General features: G+C 65.8%; 16 protein-coding genes and 3 pseudogenes. 14 read left to right on the top strand and 5 right to left on the bottom strand.

Annotation, left to right across the window (positions count from 1 at the left end):
- Window positions 1-17 precede the first annotated feature (17 nt).
- From QR64_RS11815 to QR64_RS11795, 5 genes are all read left to right on the top strand, one after another.
- Window positions 18-242, top strand: a complete 225-nt coding sequence (locus QR64_RS11815) for a dodecin (RefSeq protein ID WP_006553682.1) — start codon at window positions 18-20, stop codon at window positions 240-242.
- A gap of 125 nt (window positions 243-367) precedes the next feature.
- On the top strand, window positions 368-2,044 hold the full coding sequence (locus tag QR64_RS11810) for an FAD-dependent oxidoreductase (protein ID WP_039585286.1): 1,677 nt from the start codon (window positions 368-370) through the stop codon (window positions 2,042-2,044).
- A 28-nt stretch (window positions 2,045-2,072) separates the two neighbouring features.
- The gene (locus QR64_RS11805; protein ID WP_039585283.1) at window positions 2,073-2,336 is read left to right on the top strand and encodes a hypothetical protein; all 264 of its coding nucleotides are present in this window, start codon (window positions 2,073-2,075) and stop codon (window positions 2,334-2,336) included.
- A complete protein-coding gene (locus QR64_RS11800; RefSeq protein ID WP_235367110.1) occupies window positions 2,291-2,596 on the top strand; it encodes a hypothetical protein in 306 nt (101 codons plus the stop codon). Before QR64_RS11805 ends, QR64_RS11800 begins: the two co-directional genes overlap by 46 nt.
- 13 nt (window positions 2,597-2,609) lie before the next feature.
- Window positions 2,610-3,578, top strand: coding sequence for an MsnO8 family LLM class oxidoreductase (locus QR64_RS11795; protein ID WP_033098448.1), 969 nt, complete (start codon window positions 2,610-2,612; stop codon window positions 3,576-3,578).
- Between the two features lie 26 nt (window positions 3,579-3,604).
- Here QR64_RS11795 and QR64_RS11790 read toward each other — a convergent pair whose 3' ends face one another.
- Window positions 3,605-4,042, bottom strand: a complete 438-nt coding sequence (locus QR64_RS11790) for a PaaI family thioesterase (RefSeq protein WP_039585302.1) — start codon at window positions 4,040-4,042, stop codon at window positions 3,605-3,607.
- A 57-nt stretch (window positions 4,043-4,099) separates the two neighbouring features.
- Window positions 4,100-5,437 (bottom strand): annotated as a pseudogene (locus QR64_RS11785) (wax ester/triacylglycerol synthase domain-containing protein).
- Between the two features lie 140 nt (window positions 5,438-5,577).
- Between QR64_RS11785 and QR64_RS11780 the strand changes: the two are divergent.
- The 6 genes from QR64_RS11780 to QR64_RS11755 all read left to right on the top strand — a co-directional run bounded on the left by QR64_RS11780 (window position 5,578) and on the right by QR64_RS11755 (window position 11,770).
- Complete coding sequence (locus QR64_RS11780) at window positions 5,578-6,231, top strand: hypothetical protein (protein ID WP_039585282.1); 654 nt, start codon at window positions 5,578-5,580, stop codon at window positions 6,229-6,231.
- 188 nt (window positions 6,232-6,419) lie between these two features.
- Window positions 6,420-7,361 (top strand): Ig-like domain-containing protein, encoded by a 942-nt coding sequence (locus QR64_RS11775; protein ID WP_006553674.1) that lies wholly within the window; start codon window positions 6,420-6,422, stop codon window positions 7,359-7,361.
- 115 nt (window positions 7,362-7,476) lie between these two features.
- Entirely contained in the window at window positions 7,477-8,403 is a 927-nt protein-coding gene (locus QR64_RS11770) for a carbohydrate ABC transporter permease (RefSeq protein WP_052040160.1), read from the top strand.
- The gene (locus QR64_RS11765; RefSeq protein ID WP_039585281.1) at window positions 8,400-9,293 is read left to right on the top strand and encodes a carbohydrate ABC transporter permease; all 894 of its coding nucleotides are present in this window, start codon (window positions 8,400-8,402) and stop codon (window positions 9,291-9,293) included. Before QR64_RS11770 ends, QR64_RS11765 begins: the two co-directional genes overlap by 4 nt.
- A gap of 18 nt (window positions 9,294-9,311) precedes the next feature.
- The gene (locus tag QR64_RS11760) at window positions 9,312-10,646 is read left to right on the top strand and encodes an ABC transporter substrate-binding protein (RefSeq protein ID WP_082921143.1); all 1,335 of its coding nucleotides are present in this window, start codon (window positions 9,312-9,314) and stop codon (window positions 10,644-10,646) included.
- 11 nt (window positions 10,647-10,657) lie between these two features.
- Window positions 10,658-11,770, top strand: a complete 1,113-nt coding sequence (locus QR64_RS11755) for an ABC transporter ATP-binding protein (protein ID WP_006553670.1) — start codon at window positions 10,658-10,660, stop codon at window positions 11,768-11,770.
- Here QR64_RS11755 and QR64_RS11750 read toward each other — a convergent pair.
- From QR64_RS11750 to QR64_RS11740, 3 genes are read right to left on the bottom strand one after another with little or no spacing between them, the layout of a single operon-like run.
- Entirely contained in the window at window positions 11,736-12,224 is a 489-nt protein-coding gene (locus tag QR64_RS11750; protein WP_024102123.1) for an SRPBCC domain-containing protein, read from the bottom strand. The genes QR64_RS11755 and QR64_RS11750 overlap by 35 nt on opposite strands.
- A 3-nt stretch (window positions 12,225-12,227) precedes the next feature.
- Window positions 12,228-12,569: an ArsR/SmtB family transcription factor gene (locus QR64_RS11745; RefSeq protein ID WP_006553668.1), complete on the bottom strand. Its 342-nt coding sequence runs from the start codon at window positions 12,567-12,569 to the stop codon at window positions 12,228-12,230.
- A gap of 30 nt (window positions 12,570-12,599) precedes the next feature.
- On the bottom strand, window positions 12,600-13,361 hold the full coding sequence (locus QR64_RS11740; protein ID WP_024102122.1) for a DeoR/GlpR family DNA-binding transcription regulator: 762 nt from the start codon (window positions 13,359-13,361) through the stop codon (window positions 12,600-12,602).
- A 206-nt stretch (window positions 13,362-13,567) separates the two neighbouring features.
- On the opposite strand from QR64_RS11740, the pseudogene QR64_RS27800 reads away from it, so the two are divergent.
- The 3 genes and pseudogenes from QR64_RS27800 to QR64_RS11730 all read left to right on the top strand — a co-directional run.
- A pseudogene (locus QR64_RS27800) lies at window positions 13,568-13,918 on the top strand (LLM class flavin-dependent oxidoreductase); the annotation flags it as partial.
- A 1-nt stretch (window position 13,919) separates the two neighbouring features.
- Window positions 13,920-14,443: LLM class flavin-dependent oxidoreductase (locus QR64_RS27795; RefSeq protein ID WP_235367109.1), on the top strand; the 524-nt coding region annotated here is incomplete at its 5' end.
- Between the two features lie 41 nt (window positions 14,444-14,484).
- A pseudogene (locus QR64_RS11730) lies at window positions 14,485-14,737 on the top strand (glucose-6-phosphate isomerase); the annotation flags it as partial.

Genomic DNA, 14,737 nt, shown 5'->3' with positions numbered 1-14,737 from the left:
ATTCGAGGAGTTCAGCCATGAGCCATGTCTACCGGGTGATCGAGGTCGTCGGATCGTCGACGACGGGAGTCGACGACGCGATCGCGAAAGCGGTGGCGCGAGCAGCGGAGACCACGCGGCATCTCGAGTGGTTCGAGACGGTCAACATCCGGGGCCACATCGACGACGGCCGGGTGGCCCACACGCAGGTCACTCTCAAAATCGGTTTCCGCATCGAATCGAGCGCCGAAACGGACATCTGAGGCACCTCGACAGCCGGAAATTCGATGATCTCGTTTCGGGAACGTGGTTCTCGACCGAAACTGGAACGTGTACTAGTCTGAGGCCCGTTCGTTGTCCGGAATCGGCACTGTAGGCAGGTACAACTGTGGCTTATGTAATCACCCAGGCGTGCTGCAACGACGCCTCGTGTGTCGAGGTCTGCCCGGTCAACTGCATCCACCCGACACCCGACGAAGCACCCTTCGCGACCACGGAGATGCTCTACATCGATCCCGACACGTGCATCGACTGCGGGGCCTGTGTCGACGAGTGCCCGGTGGATGCGATCGCCGCCGACAACGAACTCACGCCGGCGCAGGAGCCGTATCTCGAGATCAACGCCGAGTACTACCGTCGCTACCCGATCGGACCGGACTGGCCCGAGCTGCGCACGCGCCGCAAGCTGCCCGCCGAGCTGGGCACGCTGCGGGTGGCGATCGTCGGCTCGGGTCCTGCGGCGTGCTATGCCGCGATGGATCTGGTGACGCACTCGGCGGTGCAGGTCGACATCTTCGACCGCCTGCCTACCCCCTACGGGCTCGTGCGTGCCGGTGTGGCCCCCGATCATCAGAGCACCAAGGGAGTCGGCGACCTCTTCCGCAGCGCCATCGGCCACAAGAACACCCAGTGCTATTTCAACGTCGAGGTCGGCACCCACATCACCCACGAGGAACTGCTCGCGCACCATCACGCCGTGATCTACGCCGTCGGTGCCGCAGGCGACCGCACGCTGGGTATCCCGGGAGAGGACCTCGTGGGCAGCCGCGCCGCGACCGAGTTCGTCGCCTGGTACAACGGACACCCTGATTTCGCCGACCACACCTTCGATCTGTCGGCCGAACGCGCGGTGATCATCGGCAACGGCAACGTCGCCCTGGACGTCGCGCGAGCCCTGGTGATGGACCCCGACGAGCTCGCGCGCACCGACATCGCCGAGCACGCGCTCGAGGCGCTGCGGAAGTCGAACATCCGCGAGGTCGTGGTCGTGGGCCGGCGCGGCCCGGCGCAGGCCGCCTACACCAACCCGGAGCTGCTCGCGCTCGGCTCGCTGCCCGGTGTCGATGTGGTCGTCGACCCGGTCGAGGTCGAACTCGACCCGGTCAGCCGCGCGCTGATCGACGATCCGGAGGTCGAACCCCGCCTGACGCTCAAGGTGCGGCAGGTCGAGGGCTTCGCGCAGCGCACTCCCACCGAGGGCAACAAGCGGGTCGTGCTGCGCTATCTCGCCTCGCCGGTGGAGATCTCCGGCGACGGTGTTGTCGAATCGATCACCCTCGAGCGCAACGAACTGGTCGAGGTCGACGGCCGTCTCGAGGCCCGCCCGACCGGACAGACCGAAATCCTCGAGGCGGGATTGGTGCTGCGTTCGATCGGTTACCGCGGCACCGCGCCGGCCGGTCTGCCCTTCGACGAGCGGCGCGGGGTCATCCCGAACGAGGGCGGCCGGGTGACCGACGCCGAGGCCGGAGCACCGGTGCCCGGTGTCTACACCGCCGGTTGGATCAAGCGTGGTCCCAGCGGCGTGATCGGCACCAACAAGCAGTGCTCTGCCGAAACGGTCGAGAAGATCCTCGACGATTTCGTCGAGGGCAAGCTGCCCGAGCCGGTCGCCGATCGGGAGAAGTTGGCGGCGCTGGTGGCCGAGCGGCGTCCGGAGCACATCGATTACCGGGGCTGGCTGCAGATCGACAAGCAGGAGAAGGCCCGCGGATCGGCGGCGGGACGCTCGCGCCTGAAGTTCGTCTCGATCGAGGAGATGCTCGCAGCGTCGCGGATCGAGTAATCCCGTCCGGTGGCGGGAACCCGGACCCATGGCTCAGCACTCCCCCCCGGCGGTCGCTGCGTCGGGCCGATGGATCGATACCGACGGGACCCGCTACCCGTCCGGCGACACCCACGCATGGACGCCCGGCACCAATCAGACCCTGTGCGGGGTGCCGCTCTCCCGTGCCCGACTCGACCGCGTTCCGCACGTGCCGTGGAGCGACGCGCTGTACCTGGCGGAGCTGGGTGAGCACGGAGTCGTCCCGTGTCGTCGCTGCACGGCGGCCACCCGCAACGACCGGCCGCGGTGACAGGGGCGATCGGTACCGGGCGCGTACTCGCCGAGATGGCGATCCGAGCGGGTGATGCCCGCGACCAGGTCGTCGCGGTCGGAGACGCGATCGCCGATCTCCTGCTGTACCTCGCCGATGCACACGGTGTCGCCGCGGCGCAGAAGGCCTCGGAGCACGGGCAACTCCACTTCCACGGGGAACTGGATCGCAGCCGGACGCGCTTGGGGTCCCGAAGATCCCTGACCTGCAGGGAAGATCCGGGACGGTCGCGGTGTTGAGACGACCGTGCAGGTGGCGTTGTCGTTGCTGGACCGCTCCCGGACCCGGGAGGGGCAGCCGGACGCTGCCGCATTGCAGCAGACCCTGCGTCGCGCCGAACTCGCCGAGGCGGCCGGCTACCACCGCTTCTGGGTGGCCGAGCACCACGCCGTCCCAGGCATCGCGTCGGGAGCTCCACCGCTGCTCATCGGCACGATCGCGGAGCGGACGAGCCGGATCCGGGTGGGATCCGGCGGCGTCATGCTGCCCAACCATCAACCGATCGTCGTCGCCGAACAGTTCGCGATGCTCGAAGCGATGCACCCGGGACGGATCGATCTGGGTGTCGGTCGTTCCCTCGGATTCACCGCGCCTGTGCGCGATGCGCTGCGGACCCACAAGGCCGACGCGGACGACTTCGCCGCCGACATCGAGGAACTGCGCGGTTATCTGCACGGCACCGCCGAAGTGACGGTGCGTCCTCGACTGTCCGAGCCGCCTCCGATCTTCGTCCTCGGCACCGGGCAGGGTATGCGGCTGGCGGCGCGTCTGGGCCTGCCCGTCGTCGTCGCCGGACCGCTTCTGCGGCAGGGATCGGAACCGTTCGACCGTTATCGCGCCGACTTCCGCCCGGCCACACCCGGCGCTGAGCCCTATGTTGTCGTCGGCCTGGACATCCTCATCGCCGACACCGAAGCCGAGGCTCGGGAGCTGCAGCTTCCGGAGGCCTGGGCGATGGCCGTCTCACGCGAAGAGGGGGCGTTCCCGCCGCTGTCCCCGATCGAGGAGATCCGCCGGCAGCCGATGACCGAGCGGCGCCGCCGCATCGTCGACGAGACCGCGAAGGGTTCGCTGGCCGGCACCGAGGATCAGGTGGCCGAAGGGCTCGAGAAACTGCTCGTCTCCACCGGGGCGAACGAGGTGCTCAGCTCCGCATCCACTTTCGACACCGACGCCCTGTACGACTCCGATGCGCGACTGGCGAGGATCTTCGGTCTCTGAACGGAGGGTGGAACAGATTGTCCCGCTCAACGATTCAGATCGATCAGGCGAGCACTGCCCTGCGCCGCCGCACACATCTTCTCCGTCCCGTCCTCGGTGACGGCGTAGATCTCGCAACGACACAGTGCCTGCCTGCGACTGGTGCTGACGATCGTGGCGACCGCGCGTAGGAGTGCGCCCCCGGCGGGCCGCAGGTAGTCGAGGCTCATGCCGGTCGTCACGATCGACGGCCCGAGGGCCGTGCCTGCGGCGAACGTGAGCGCATTGTCGGCCGCGTAGGCCAGAACACCTCCGTGCGCGAAGCCGAACTGCTGGAGCAGTTCCTCCCTGAGCGGTATTTCCAGGACTGCCCGGCCGCGCTCGTACTCGGTCAGACGGGCTCCGATCAGGACGCTGAACGGTTGCGATGCCAACACCTTCCGGGCATCGGTGAGGGTACGGATCTCGGCGATCTCCTCCGACATGCACAGCAAGGTACTCCGCTCCTCGGTTCCCGACCGCCACATCGGAGCGGCCGGCAGTCACTGTGCGGAGGCGACGATCGAGCGGAACTGTTCGCGCAGGGCCTCCGTGAGGTCACGGTGTTCGGGGACGAGATCGGGGTCGACGACGACCGCCACGGTCAGCGTGCCGGCATAGGACAGGGCCGCGAAAGCGACCGCGACGTTGCCCGCGGTGACGATCATCGGCACCATCGACGCGACAGGCACTCCTGCAACGGTGAGCGTCGACGACGGTCCCGGCAGGTCGGACAGGAACGAGTTGACCCGGCGCTGCCGGTCCACGAACCGGCGGAACGCCCCGACGGCCGCAAGGGCGCGGAAGACCGGACCCAGTAGTTCGGCAGACAGGCCCCGCACGTTCGCCTTCTGCAGTCGGGTCGTGCGGGAGACGGATACCGACCGGTGCTCCGGGGTCCCGTCCAGCGGTACCCGGACGGGCATGACGCCGACGCGATTGCCCAGTTGCCCACCCGTGGCAGCGGTGCGGGCGGAGACCGGCACCGAGATCATCAGCTCGGACGGGAACTCGCCGCGCTTGTGCAGGATGGTGGCGAGGGCGCCCCCGACGGCGACCAGCAGCACATCGTTGATCGTTGCGTCCCACTGCCGTCCCGCCCGACGGAGCGTGTCCAGATCCACCTCGACGGTCTCGAGCGCCAGACGAGACCCGATGGGCGCGTTCAACGAACACCGCGGGGCACGTCCGCCGGCGCCCCTCCCGAGTTCTGTCCATGCTGCAGGAAGACGTGCGACGGCTCACGGTGCCCGGCGGAGCGCCCGCAAGTGACCGATTGCATTGTCGTAGAACAACTCTCGTCTGGTTGGTTGCGTTGAAGTGCGCTGTTCGGGCATGGGCGGTGTGCTGTCCGTGCCGTCGACGAGATGCGCCAGGATCGACAGACCACCGATCCCGTCGGCCAGGACGTGGTGCAGCACCATCACCAACGCCGTGTGCCCGTTCGGGTCCGCGATGTCGGTGACGAGCAGCGCGCGCCACAACGGCTGCGATCGGGGCAGCGGCCGGGTAAGGGCGTCCGCGGCGAGCGTCAGTGCGGCGTCCCTGTGGCGGGGACCGGGGCACCGCACCTGGGAGAAGTGGGCATCGATGTCGAAGTGGGCGTGGTCGAGCCAGTAGGGACGCCCGAGTCCGAAGGCCGGCTCGATCAGGCATTGCCGCAGGCGTCGAATCCGGACGAGGCGTTCGGCGAGCACGGTCATCAGTGTCGTGGGGTTCGTCAGGTTCTCACCGGCGAAGAAGATCGCAGCACCGACATTCATGGGTACCCGTCCCACGTCCGAGACGAGTTCGATCAGGTCTCCGGGACCGATACGGTCGATGCCGTTCGAGGCCGCCACCCTTCGAGGGTGACAGACGCACGCTGTCCGTCTATTGCCTACGGCCGAGTAGGGGAGCAGTGTGAACACGGGTGGTTTCGGGTGGGGGGTCGCGCCGAAACGACCGGCGACGCCGCGTCGGCGCCGCCCTGAGGAGAGGGGTGCCGATCGTGTTTGCACGCTCCACCACAATTCATGCGCATCCGTCGTACATCGACGCCGGGATCAAGCACGTACGCGACATCGTGATGCCTGCCCTGGCGGACATGAACGGTTGCCTGGGGCTGTCCCTGCTGATCGACCGCGGCTCGGGCCGATGCATCGCCACCAGCTCCTGGCGGGACGAGGACGTGTTGCGCTCCAGCGAAGGCATGGCCCGGATGCTCCGGGACGAGGCGGCCCGGATGTTCCATGCCACCACGGACGTGGCCAACTGGGAGATCGCCGTCATGCACCGCGATCACCACTCGACCCGTGGGTCCTGCTGCAGTGTCACCTGGGTCGACATCGATCCCGCGCAGGTGGATCGCGGTGTGGACATGTGGAAGATGGCCGCGCTGCCGCGGATGGAGGAACTCGAGGGTTTCTGCAGCGCCAGTCTGATGCTCGACCGTGCCGGTGGTCGCGGGGTGACCTCGTTGACGTTCGACAGTGCCGAGGCGATGGACCGCACCAGAGCACATGTCGACGACATCCGCTCCGAGGTGACTCGGGCAGCAGGCGCCAGGGTGCTCGATACCGGTGAGTTCGAGCTCGTCATCGCCCACCTCGACGTCCCGGAAAATGGTGTGACCGCGGGTCTGCGGCGCGGGTGATATCCGTTCACCCGCGCCGTGGCCGTCCGCATTCGTAATAGACCACTCGGTCCGCTGACCTGGGAAAACACCGAGACCGTCCGCATTCGAATTGCCCGTCCGTAACCGTCCTGTGTCTAATGAATGGGTACGAGCACGCCGCGCAGGGGAAGTAAGGCGCGGCGCACCGCTGAACGATGGGTTGTGGAATGTTCGAAAAGCGAGCTTTGTCGAACGGTCGCCGCACGGGCCGCCGATCTGCGCGGATCGGTGCTGCACTCGTGGGCGCAGCCGCCGTGGCACTGGCCACCGCCGGTCCTGCGAGCGCGGCACCGCTGTGGCCCGGTGGGCCCGAGGTGCCGAGTGTCCAAGAGCTGATCGAAGGGCTCACGCCGCCCGGGGTGACGCCGCCGCAGCTTCCGCCCCAGCTCGCTCCCGAGCCGGCCGCCCCGTTCTCCGCTCCGTCCGTCAACCCATCGAACGGGGAGACGGTGGGTGTCGCGCAGCCGATCATCATCCGCTTCAACGAGGCCGTCGGAGATCGTGCAGCCGCCGAACGCGCCATCCGCATCACCACGCAGCCGCCCGTCGACGGGCACTTCTACTGGGCGTCGAACACGCAGGTCCGCTGGAAGCCGTTCGAGTTCTGGCCTGCGAACACCGCGGTGACCGTGAAGGCCGGCGACACTCAGTCGTCGTTCACCATCGGTGACGCTCTGGTGACGGTCGCCGACAACAACACCAAGACCATCACCGTCACCCGCAACGGCGAGGTCGTCCGCACCATGCCGACGTCCTTCGGCAAGCCCGGCCACGACACCCCGAACGGCACGTACATCGTCGGTGAGAAGTACCGCGACATGTACATGGACTCGTCGACCTACGGGGTGCCCGTCGACAGCCCCGAGGGATATCGCACCTACGTCGAGTACGCGACGCGGATGTCCAACAGCGGCATCTTCCTCCACGCCGCACCGTGGTCGGTCGGCGCGCAGGGCAACACCAACGTCAGCCACGGCTGCCTCAACGTGAGCACCGAGGACGGCAAGTGGTTCTACGAGAACGCCAAGAAAGGCGATCCGGTGATCGTGCAGAACACGGCCGGTGGAACCCTCAACGGCTGGGACGGTCTCGGCGACTGGAATCTCTGACACCGACGCACATCTCCGACGCCCCCTGCTTCCGGTTCGTAACGTTCGTCCGGAATAGCAGGGGGCGTCGCCCTTTCGTAACCCATGGTTCGTTCTGTCGGCACACACTGCTCCGGTGTCACCGAGTCCGGAACGAACCCTGCCGCAACACGAACGCGGCCTCCGCCACCGCCCGTGGCGCGATTACGCGCTCTTCGCGGCATTGGTCGGGCCCAATCTCGCGCTGTTGATCCTGTTCACCTACCGGCCTCTCGCCGACAACATCCGGCTCTCCTTCTTCGAGTGGAACATCGCGAGCCCGAACTCGACCTTCGTCGGACTCGCCAACTACCGAGAATGGTTCACGCGTCCCGACAGTTGGGAGATCGTCGGCAACACCATCGTGTTCACCGTGGCGACCGTTGCCGGTTCGATGGCACTGGGACTCGGGCTCGCACTGCTTCTGGACCGTAGGCTCCATGGACGCAATCTCGTCCGGTCGGCGCTGTTCGCACCGTTCGTCATCTCCGGTGCGGCCGTCGGAATCGCCTTCCAGTTCGTCTTCGATCCGAACTTCGGTCTGGTGCAGGACGTCCTGACCCGGGTGGGAATTCCGACGCCGGACTTCTACCAGGACTCCAACTGGGCGTTGGTGATGGTGACCCTGACGTACATGTGGAAGAATCTCGGCTACACATTCGTCATCTATCTCGCTGCACTGCAGGGACTCCGGCCCGAGTTGAGCGAAGCCGCCGCCATCGACGGTGCCTCCCGGGGAACGAGCTTCCGGCGCGTCGTCCTTCCGCAATTGCGGCCCACCACCTACTTCCTGTCGATCACCGTGCTGCTCAATTCGTTCCAGGTCTTCGACATCATCAACGTCATGACTCGTGGGGGTCCGTTGGGGACCGGCACGACCACGATGGTCTACCAGATCTACGACGAGTCGTTCCGCAACTTCCGTGCCGGCTACGGCGCCACCGTTGCCACCATCATGTTCCTGGTACTGCTCGCGGTGACCGTTTATCAGGTGCGCATCATGGACCGAGGAGGTCACTCGTGACCGCTGTCGCGGAGAAGTCTGTCGTGCACCTGGTTGCACCCGCGGACGAAACGCGTTCGCACCGAAGACGAGAGCGCGCCGTCACGGCTTTGGCCTATGTCGCCATGGTGCTCGTGCTGCTGGTGGTGGCTCTGCCCTTGTACTGGATTGTCGTGACATCGTTCAAGGAGCGGCCCGACATCTACACGCTGCCGGTGACCTGGTGGCCGAGCGTCTTCCATCCGCAGAACTACACGGAGGCAACCGAATCTGTGCCGTTCGGGTTGTTCCTGCGCAACTCGATCGTCATCACGACGATACTGGCGACGGTGAAGTTCGTCCTCGGAGTTGTCAGTGCGTTCGGTCTCGTGTTCCTGCGGTTCCCCGGCAAGAACATCGTCTTCCTCGGCATCATCGCCGCGCTGATGGTGCCGAACCAGATCACCGTCATCTCCAATTATGCGCTCGTCGCGGACTGGGGTTGGCGCAACACCTTCCAGGGCATCATCGTGCCGTTGGCAGGCGTGGCCTTCGGAACGTTCCTCATGCGCAACCATTTCCTGTCCATTCCGGCCGAGATCATCGAAGCCGCACGGATGGACGGAGCGGGCCCGTTCCGGCTGCTGTGGCGCGTGGTCCTCCCCGTATCCGGCCCGACCATGGTCGCGTTCGCGCTCATCACCGTCGTGAACGAGTGGAACGAGTATCTATGGCCGTTCCTGATGGCCGACGACGCATCCGTTGCGCCGTTGCCGATCGGGCTGACACAACTCCAGAACAACGACGGTGTCACGAACTGGGGTCCGGTCATGGCCGGCACCGTGCTCGCGATGCTGCCGATTCTCGTGATTTTCCTTGTGCTGCAAAAGCACATGATCAAGGGCCTCACCTCCGGTGCGGTCAAGGGCTGAATCCTCAGGGAGCTGGGAATGGACATCAGGAACATCGACAGGCGTCGTTTCCTCGGGCTGACCGGTCTCGTGGCTGCGAGCGCTGCGCTGACCGCATGTGCAGGGACGGGCGGTGGCTCGTCCCAGACTTCGGGAACGGGATCGGTATCCGGCGATGCATCGCGGATCAGCTTCTGGTCCAACCACCCCGGCAAATCCCAGGACGTGGAGAAGGAGCTGATCCGGCGGTTCCAGGACGCGAACCCGGGCATCACGGTCGATCTCATCGACGGTGGCAAGAACTACGAGGAGGTCTCACAGAAGTTCAACGCCGCGCTCTCCGGCGGCGACCTGCCCGACGTGGTCGTGCTGTCGGACGTGTGGTGGTTCAACTATGCGATCACCGGTGCGATCACCCCGCTCGACGATCTGTTCCGCGAGGTGGGAGTGGACACCGGCGACTACGTCGATTCCCTGCTCGCGGACTATCTCTACGAGGGGAGTCACTTCGCTCTTCCGTACGCGCGGTCGACTCCGCTGTTCTACTACAACAAGCAGGTGTGGCAGCAGGCCGGACTTCCCGATCGCGGACCCGACACCTGGGAGGAGTTCGACGAGTGGGGTCCCCGCATCCAGGGGGTGGTCGGCGACGGCAGGCTCGCGCACGGCTGGGGCAACGCCAAGGATTACCTCGGATGGACCTTCGAGGGCCCGATCTGGACCTTCGGTGGTGCCTATTCCGACGGATGGGACCTGAAGTTCACCGACGAGAAGACGATTGCGGCAGGTGAATTCCTGAAGCGCATGATCCACGACAAGAAGTACGCCGCGGTGACGACCGATATCGCGAACGACTTCTCCGCCGGTCTCATCGCCTCCACGATCGCGTCCACGGGAGACCTGTCGGGTATCACGCAGAACGCGTCCTTCGAATTCGGGACGGCCTTCCTGCCGGCTCCCGAAGGCGTCGCGGGATGCCCCACCGGTGGTGCGGGTCTGGCGATTCCGTCCGGTATCTCCGACGAACGCAAGCGCAATGCCCTGAAGTTCGTCGAGTTCGTCACCAACGGCGACAACACCGCGTACTTCTCACAGAACATCGGTTACATGCCGGTCCGGAAGTCCGCGGTGGACAACCCCGCCATGAAGGAGTACCTCGAGGACAACCCCAACGCACGGACCGCGGTCGACCAGCTGGCCGTCACGCGCTCCCAGGACTACGCCCGGGTGTTCGTCCCCGGTGGTGATCAGATCATCGGGACCGGCCTGGAACGGATCGCACTGCAGAACGCCGACGTCGCAACGACCTTCGCCGACGTGCAGCAGCAGCTGCAGGCGGTCGTCGACAGGCAGATCACCCCCAACCTGAAGTAGAAGGAACACCATTGGCTGCCATCGCCTTCCGCAACGTCACCCATCGGTATCCCGGTGCCGATCGTCCTGCCGTGGACCGACTGGACCTCGACATCGAGGACGGGGAATTCCTCGTCCTCGTCGGGCCCTCGGGATGCGGCAAGTCGACGAGCCTGCGCATGCTCGCCGGTCTCGAGGCGGTCGACTCCGGGCGCGTAGAGATCGGTGGTCGTGACGTCACAGGACTGCCACCGAAGGCCCGTGACGTCGCGATGGTTTTCCAGAACTATGCGCTCTACCCGAACATGACCGTGGCGGAGAACATGGCTTTCGCTCTGCAGAACGCGGGGATGAAGAAGGACGAGCGCACGGCCCGAGTGCTCGAAGCCGCCCGGATGCTCGAACTGGAATCACTGCTGGACCGCAAGCCCGGAAAGCTGTCGGGTGGTCAGCGTCAGCGTGTCGCGATGGGGCGCGCGATCGTCCGTCACCCGGCAGTGTTCTGCATGGACGAGCCGCTTTCGAATCTCGATGCGAAACTGCGGGTCAGCACCCGCGCGCAGATCGCCGAGTTGCAGCGGTCGCTCGGCACCACCACCGTGTACGTGACCCACGACCAGGTCGAGGCGATGACGATGGGAGATCGTGTCGCCGTCCTGGAGAACGGCCGCCTTCAGCAGGTCGCGTCGCCTCGGAAGTTGTACGACGAGCCGGTGAACACCTTCGTCGCCGGATTCGTGGGGTCGCCGGGGATGAACCTCGTCGAGGCAGCTGTACACGACGGGTACGCCGAACTCGGAGCGCTGCGAATCCGCGTTCCGCGTTCGGTGGATTCCGATCGCGTGGTGATCGGGGTCCGTCCGGAATCGTGGACGACCGTGGGGGCGTGGCGATCCGACTCCTGGTCGCTACGGACGGTCCTGGTCGAGGAACTCGGTGCCGAGTCGTTCGTGTACGCGGTGCCGAAGGACACCGTGGACGGAGATGCCGACAGGATCGTCGTCCGGTGGGATCGGCATGTGCCCGTCTCGTCGGGTTCCGAGATCCACGTGATCCCGAAACCCGACGAGGTGTACTTCTTCTCCGCACGGACCGGGGTTCGGCTCGGTGCTACTGCTCCGCTACCAATGCGTCGATCTGGTTGATGGCGGACGAGGCGCCCTCGACCACGCCCATGTCCAGAACCTGCTGGAGCGCTTCGGCGCTCTCGTAGGTGCTGACATAGGTTGCGCGCGTGCCGCCCTCGAACTCCTCGAAACTGTAGACGCACCGTGAGACGGGTAGTTCCGGTTTCGGGGTGAAGTCCGGCTCCGCGAAGCCGTCCAGGAACGAGAAGCCCGTCGGTTCGTCGACGGTCGTGATATCCCAGTAGCCGGCGTACTTCTCACCATCGGGGCCGGTCATGAAGTAGGTGGTACGGGTGCCGGGCTTCAGATTGTGGTCGACCACCGTCGCGGGGAAGGTCGGGGGTCCCCAGATCTTCTCCAGCTGACGGGGATCGGCGTAGACCTGCCAGATGCGGGACACCGGGGCGGCGAACTCCGCGGTGATGGTCAGGGTCGGCTGGTCGGAGTCGTGCCGGACGTCGGTTACAGGCATTTCTCAGCCTTCCTCGGAGGATTCGGATGCGATGAGTTCGTCGATGCGCGCGATGCGACCGCGCCAGAGCTGCTCCATCTCGGTGAGCATGGACGCCACCGACCGCACTGCCGCCACGTCACCACTGGCCAACTGCTCGCGACCGCTGCGTCGCTTCACGAGCAGACCGGCCTTCTCCAGCACGGCGACGTGTTTCTGTACTGCGGCGAAGGACATGTCGTAGTTCGCTGCGAGAGCGGACACCGAGTGCTCCCCGGCCAGGACGCGTCGCATGATGTCTCGTCGGGTCCGGTCGGAGAGCGCGTGGAACAGGGCATCGGCCCGGTCCTCGTCGTCTCCGCTCACATCCCAAATGTACAACCGAATGATTGTATGTCAAGAGTTCGAAGCGATCACGAGCCGGTCGCCGTAGGCTGCCCGCTTCTCCTCGTCGAAGCCGCCGTCGGTGACGATGCACGAGACCTCGTCGAGGCTCGCGACCCGGGCGAGCGCGCGCTCTCCGAACTTCGAACGATCCGCCACGACGATCGTCTTCTCGGCCGACCGGATCATCGCCCGCTTGATCGGGATCTCCAGCGTGTTGGTGTTGGTGATGCCGGCAGTGGGGTGCACGGCGTCGGCACCGAGGAACGCCCAGTCGGCCGAGTAGTCCGAGAGGAACTGCACGGCATGGTCGCCGACCAGGGTGTAGACCGAGCCGAGGAGCTCGCCTCCGGACACGAGAAGCCGGACATCGGGAAATGCCGCAACGTATTTCGCGATACGCAGGTCATTGGTGAGGACCGTCAGTGACGCCTTGTGTCGCAGTGCGACCGCTACCTCGTAGGTTGTGGATCCACTGTCGAGCACCACGCTGTCGCCATCGGACACCATGGCGGCCGCTACCGCCGCGATCGCCACCTTCTCCTCACGGCGTACGTCCTTCTTGAGGGCGTACGGCACCTCGAGGCCCGCGCCCTCGACCGCTCGGGCGCCCCCGTGCGTGCGCTCGACCTTCCCTTCACGGGCGAGCGAATCGAGGTCGCGACGGATCGTGGACGCGTCGACGCCGAGATCGGCCGAGAGGGTCTTCGCATCGACATATCCGTCGGCGAGGATTCGGTGGAAGATCTCACGTCGCCGTGCGGTCGCTGACACGATTGCTCCTAGGGCTCTGGGCACTCGAATTTCTGGGTACTCGGACGCCGTGGTCGGGGGTCGGTGCACGACCATAACGCACGGGCGACACACCTTTGCGTGGATATTGACACTGTCTGCGCTCAGTGTGCATGATTTCGTGCAGGATTTGCGCGATAGTGCGTGATCGTTTCGCTGGCACCACGTTGTTCGGAGGTTGCACGGTAATGCTGAAGTTGGGATACAAGGCGTCGGCAGAGCAGTTCGGGCCGCGCGAGCTGGTGGAGTTGGGTGTGTTGGCCGAGGCGCACGGGATGGATTCGGCGACGGTGTCGGATCATTTCCAGCCGTGGCGGCACAACGGTGGGCATGCGCCGTTCTCGTTGGCGTGGATGACCGCCGTGGGCGAGCGCACCGAAAGGTTGCAGCTGGGCACGAGTGTGCTCACGCCGACGTTCCGGTACAACCCGGCGGTGATCGCGCAGGCCTTCGCGACGATGGGGTGTCTGTATCCGGGACGGATCTTCCTCGGGGTCGGCACCGGCGAAGCACTCAACGAGATCGCCACCGGCTACGCCNACGACGTGCCCGAAGGCGGCATCCCGGTCTACGTCGCCGCCGGCGGCCCGGTCGTGGCCCGCTATGCCGGACGCGCGGGGGACGGGTTCATCTGCACCTCCGGCAAGGGCATGGAGCTCTACACCGACAAGCTGTTGCCGGCCGTCGCCGAGGGGGCGGAGAAGGCGGAGCGGGATGTGGCGCAGATCGACAGAATGATCGAGATCAAGATCTCGTACGACACCGATCCGGACAAGGCGTTGGAGAACACCCGCTTCTGGGCGCCGCTGTCGCTCACGCCGGAGCAGAAGCATTCGATCGATGATCCGATGGAGATGGAGGCGGCGGCGGATGCGTTGCCGATCGAGCAGGTCGCCAAGCGGTGGATCGTGGCGTCGGATCCGGACGAGGCGGTCGAGCAGGTCGCGGCGTATGTCGACGCGGGGTTGAATCATCTGGTGTTCCACGCGCCGGGTCATGATCAGAAGCGGTTCCTGGAGTTGTTCGAACGGGACCTCGCCCCGCGCCTGCGCGCACTGGCGTGACGAAAGGCGTTGGCAGAAACATGGATACGGAAACACAGGATGTGACGACCACGGAGGCCTGGCGAGCCCTCGATGCCCATCGCGACGAGATCGCCGCGGTGTCCCTGCGGGAGCTGTTCGCGATCGAACCGCAGCGCGCGCAGGCGTTGACCTCGCACGCCGGGGATCTGGTGGTCGACTTCAGCAAACAACGTCTCACCGGTCGCACTCTCGAACTGCTCCTCCAGCTGGCGGAGCAGACGGGTGTGGCCGCGGCTCGGGAGGCGATGCTCTCGGGTGCGCACATCAACGTCA

Origin of the sequence: Rhodococcus sp. Chr-9, assembly GCF_000801125.1 — a bacterium.
GTDB lineage: Bacteria > Actinomycetota > Actinomycetes > Mycobacteriales > Mycobacteriaceae > Rhodococcus > Rhodococcus pyridinivorans.
This window is presented reverse-complemented; position numbering and strand designations above follow the sequence as displayed.

Excerpts from the sequence above, each read along its gene's own strand:
- QR64_RS11750 (WP_024102123.1), bottom strand. The coding sequence starts at position 12,224 with ATGCCTGTAACCGACGTCCGGCACGACTCCGACCAGCCGACCCTGACC.
- QR64_RS11815 (WP_006553682.1), top strand. The coding sequence starts at position 18 with ATGAGCCATGTCTACCGGGTGATCGAGGTCGTCGGATCGTCGACGACG.
- QR64_RS11805 (WP_039585283.1), top strand. The coding sequence starts at position 2,073 with ATGGCTCAGCACTCCCCCCCGGCGGTCGCTGCGTCGGGCCGATGGATC.
- QR64_RS11790 (WP_039585302.1), bottom strand. The coding sequence starts at position 4,042 with ATGTCGGAGGAGATCGCCGAGATCCGTACCCTCACCGATGCCCGGAAG.
- QR64_RS11760 (WP_082921143.1), top strand. The coding sequence starts at position 9,312 with ATGGACATCAGGAACATCGACAGGCGTCGTTTCCTCGGGCTGACCGGT.
- QR64_RS11775 (WP_006553674.1), top strand. The coding sequence starts at position 6,420 with ATGTTCGAAAAGCGAGCTTTGTCGAACGGTCGCCGCACGGGCCGCCGA.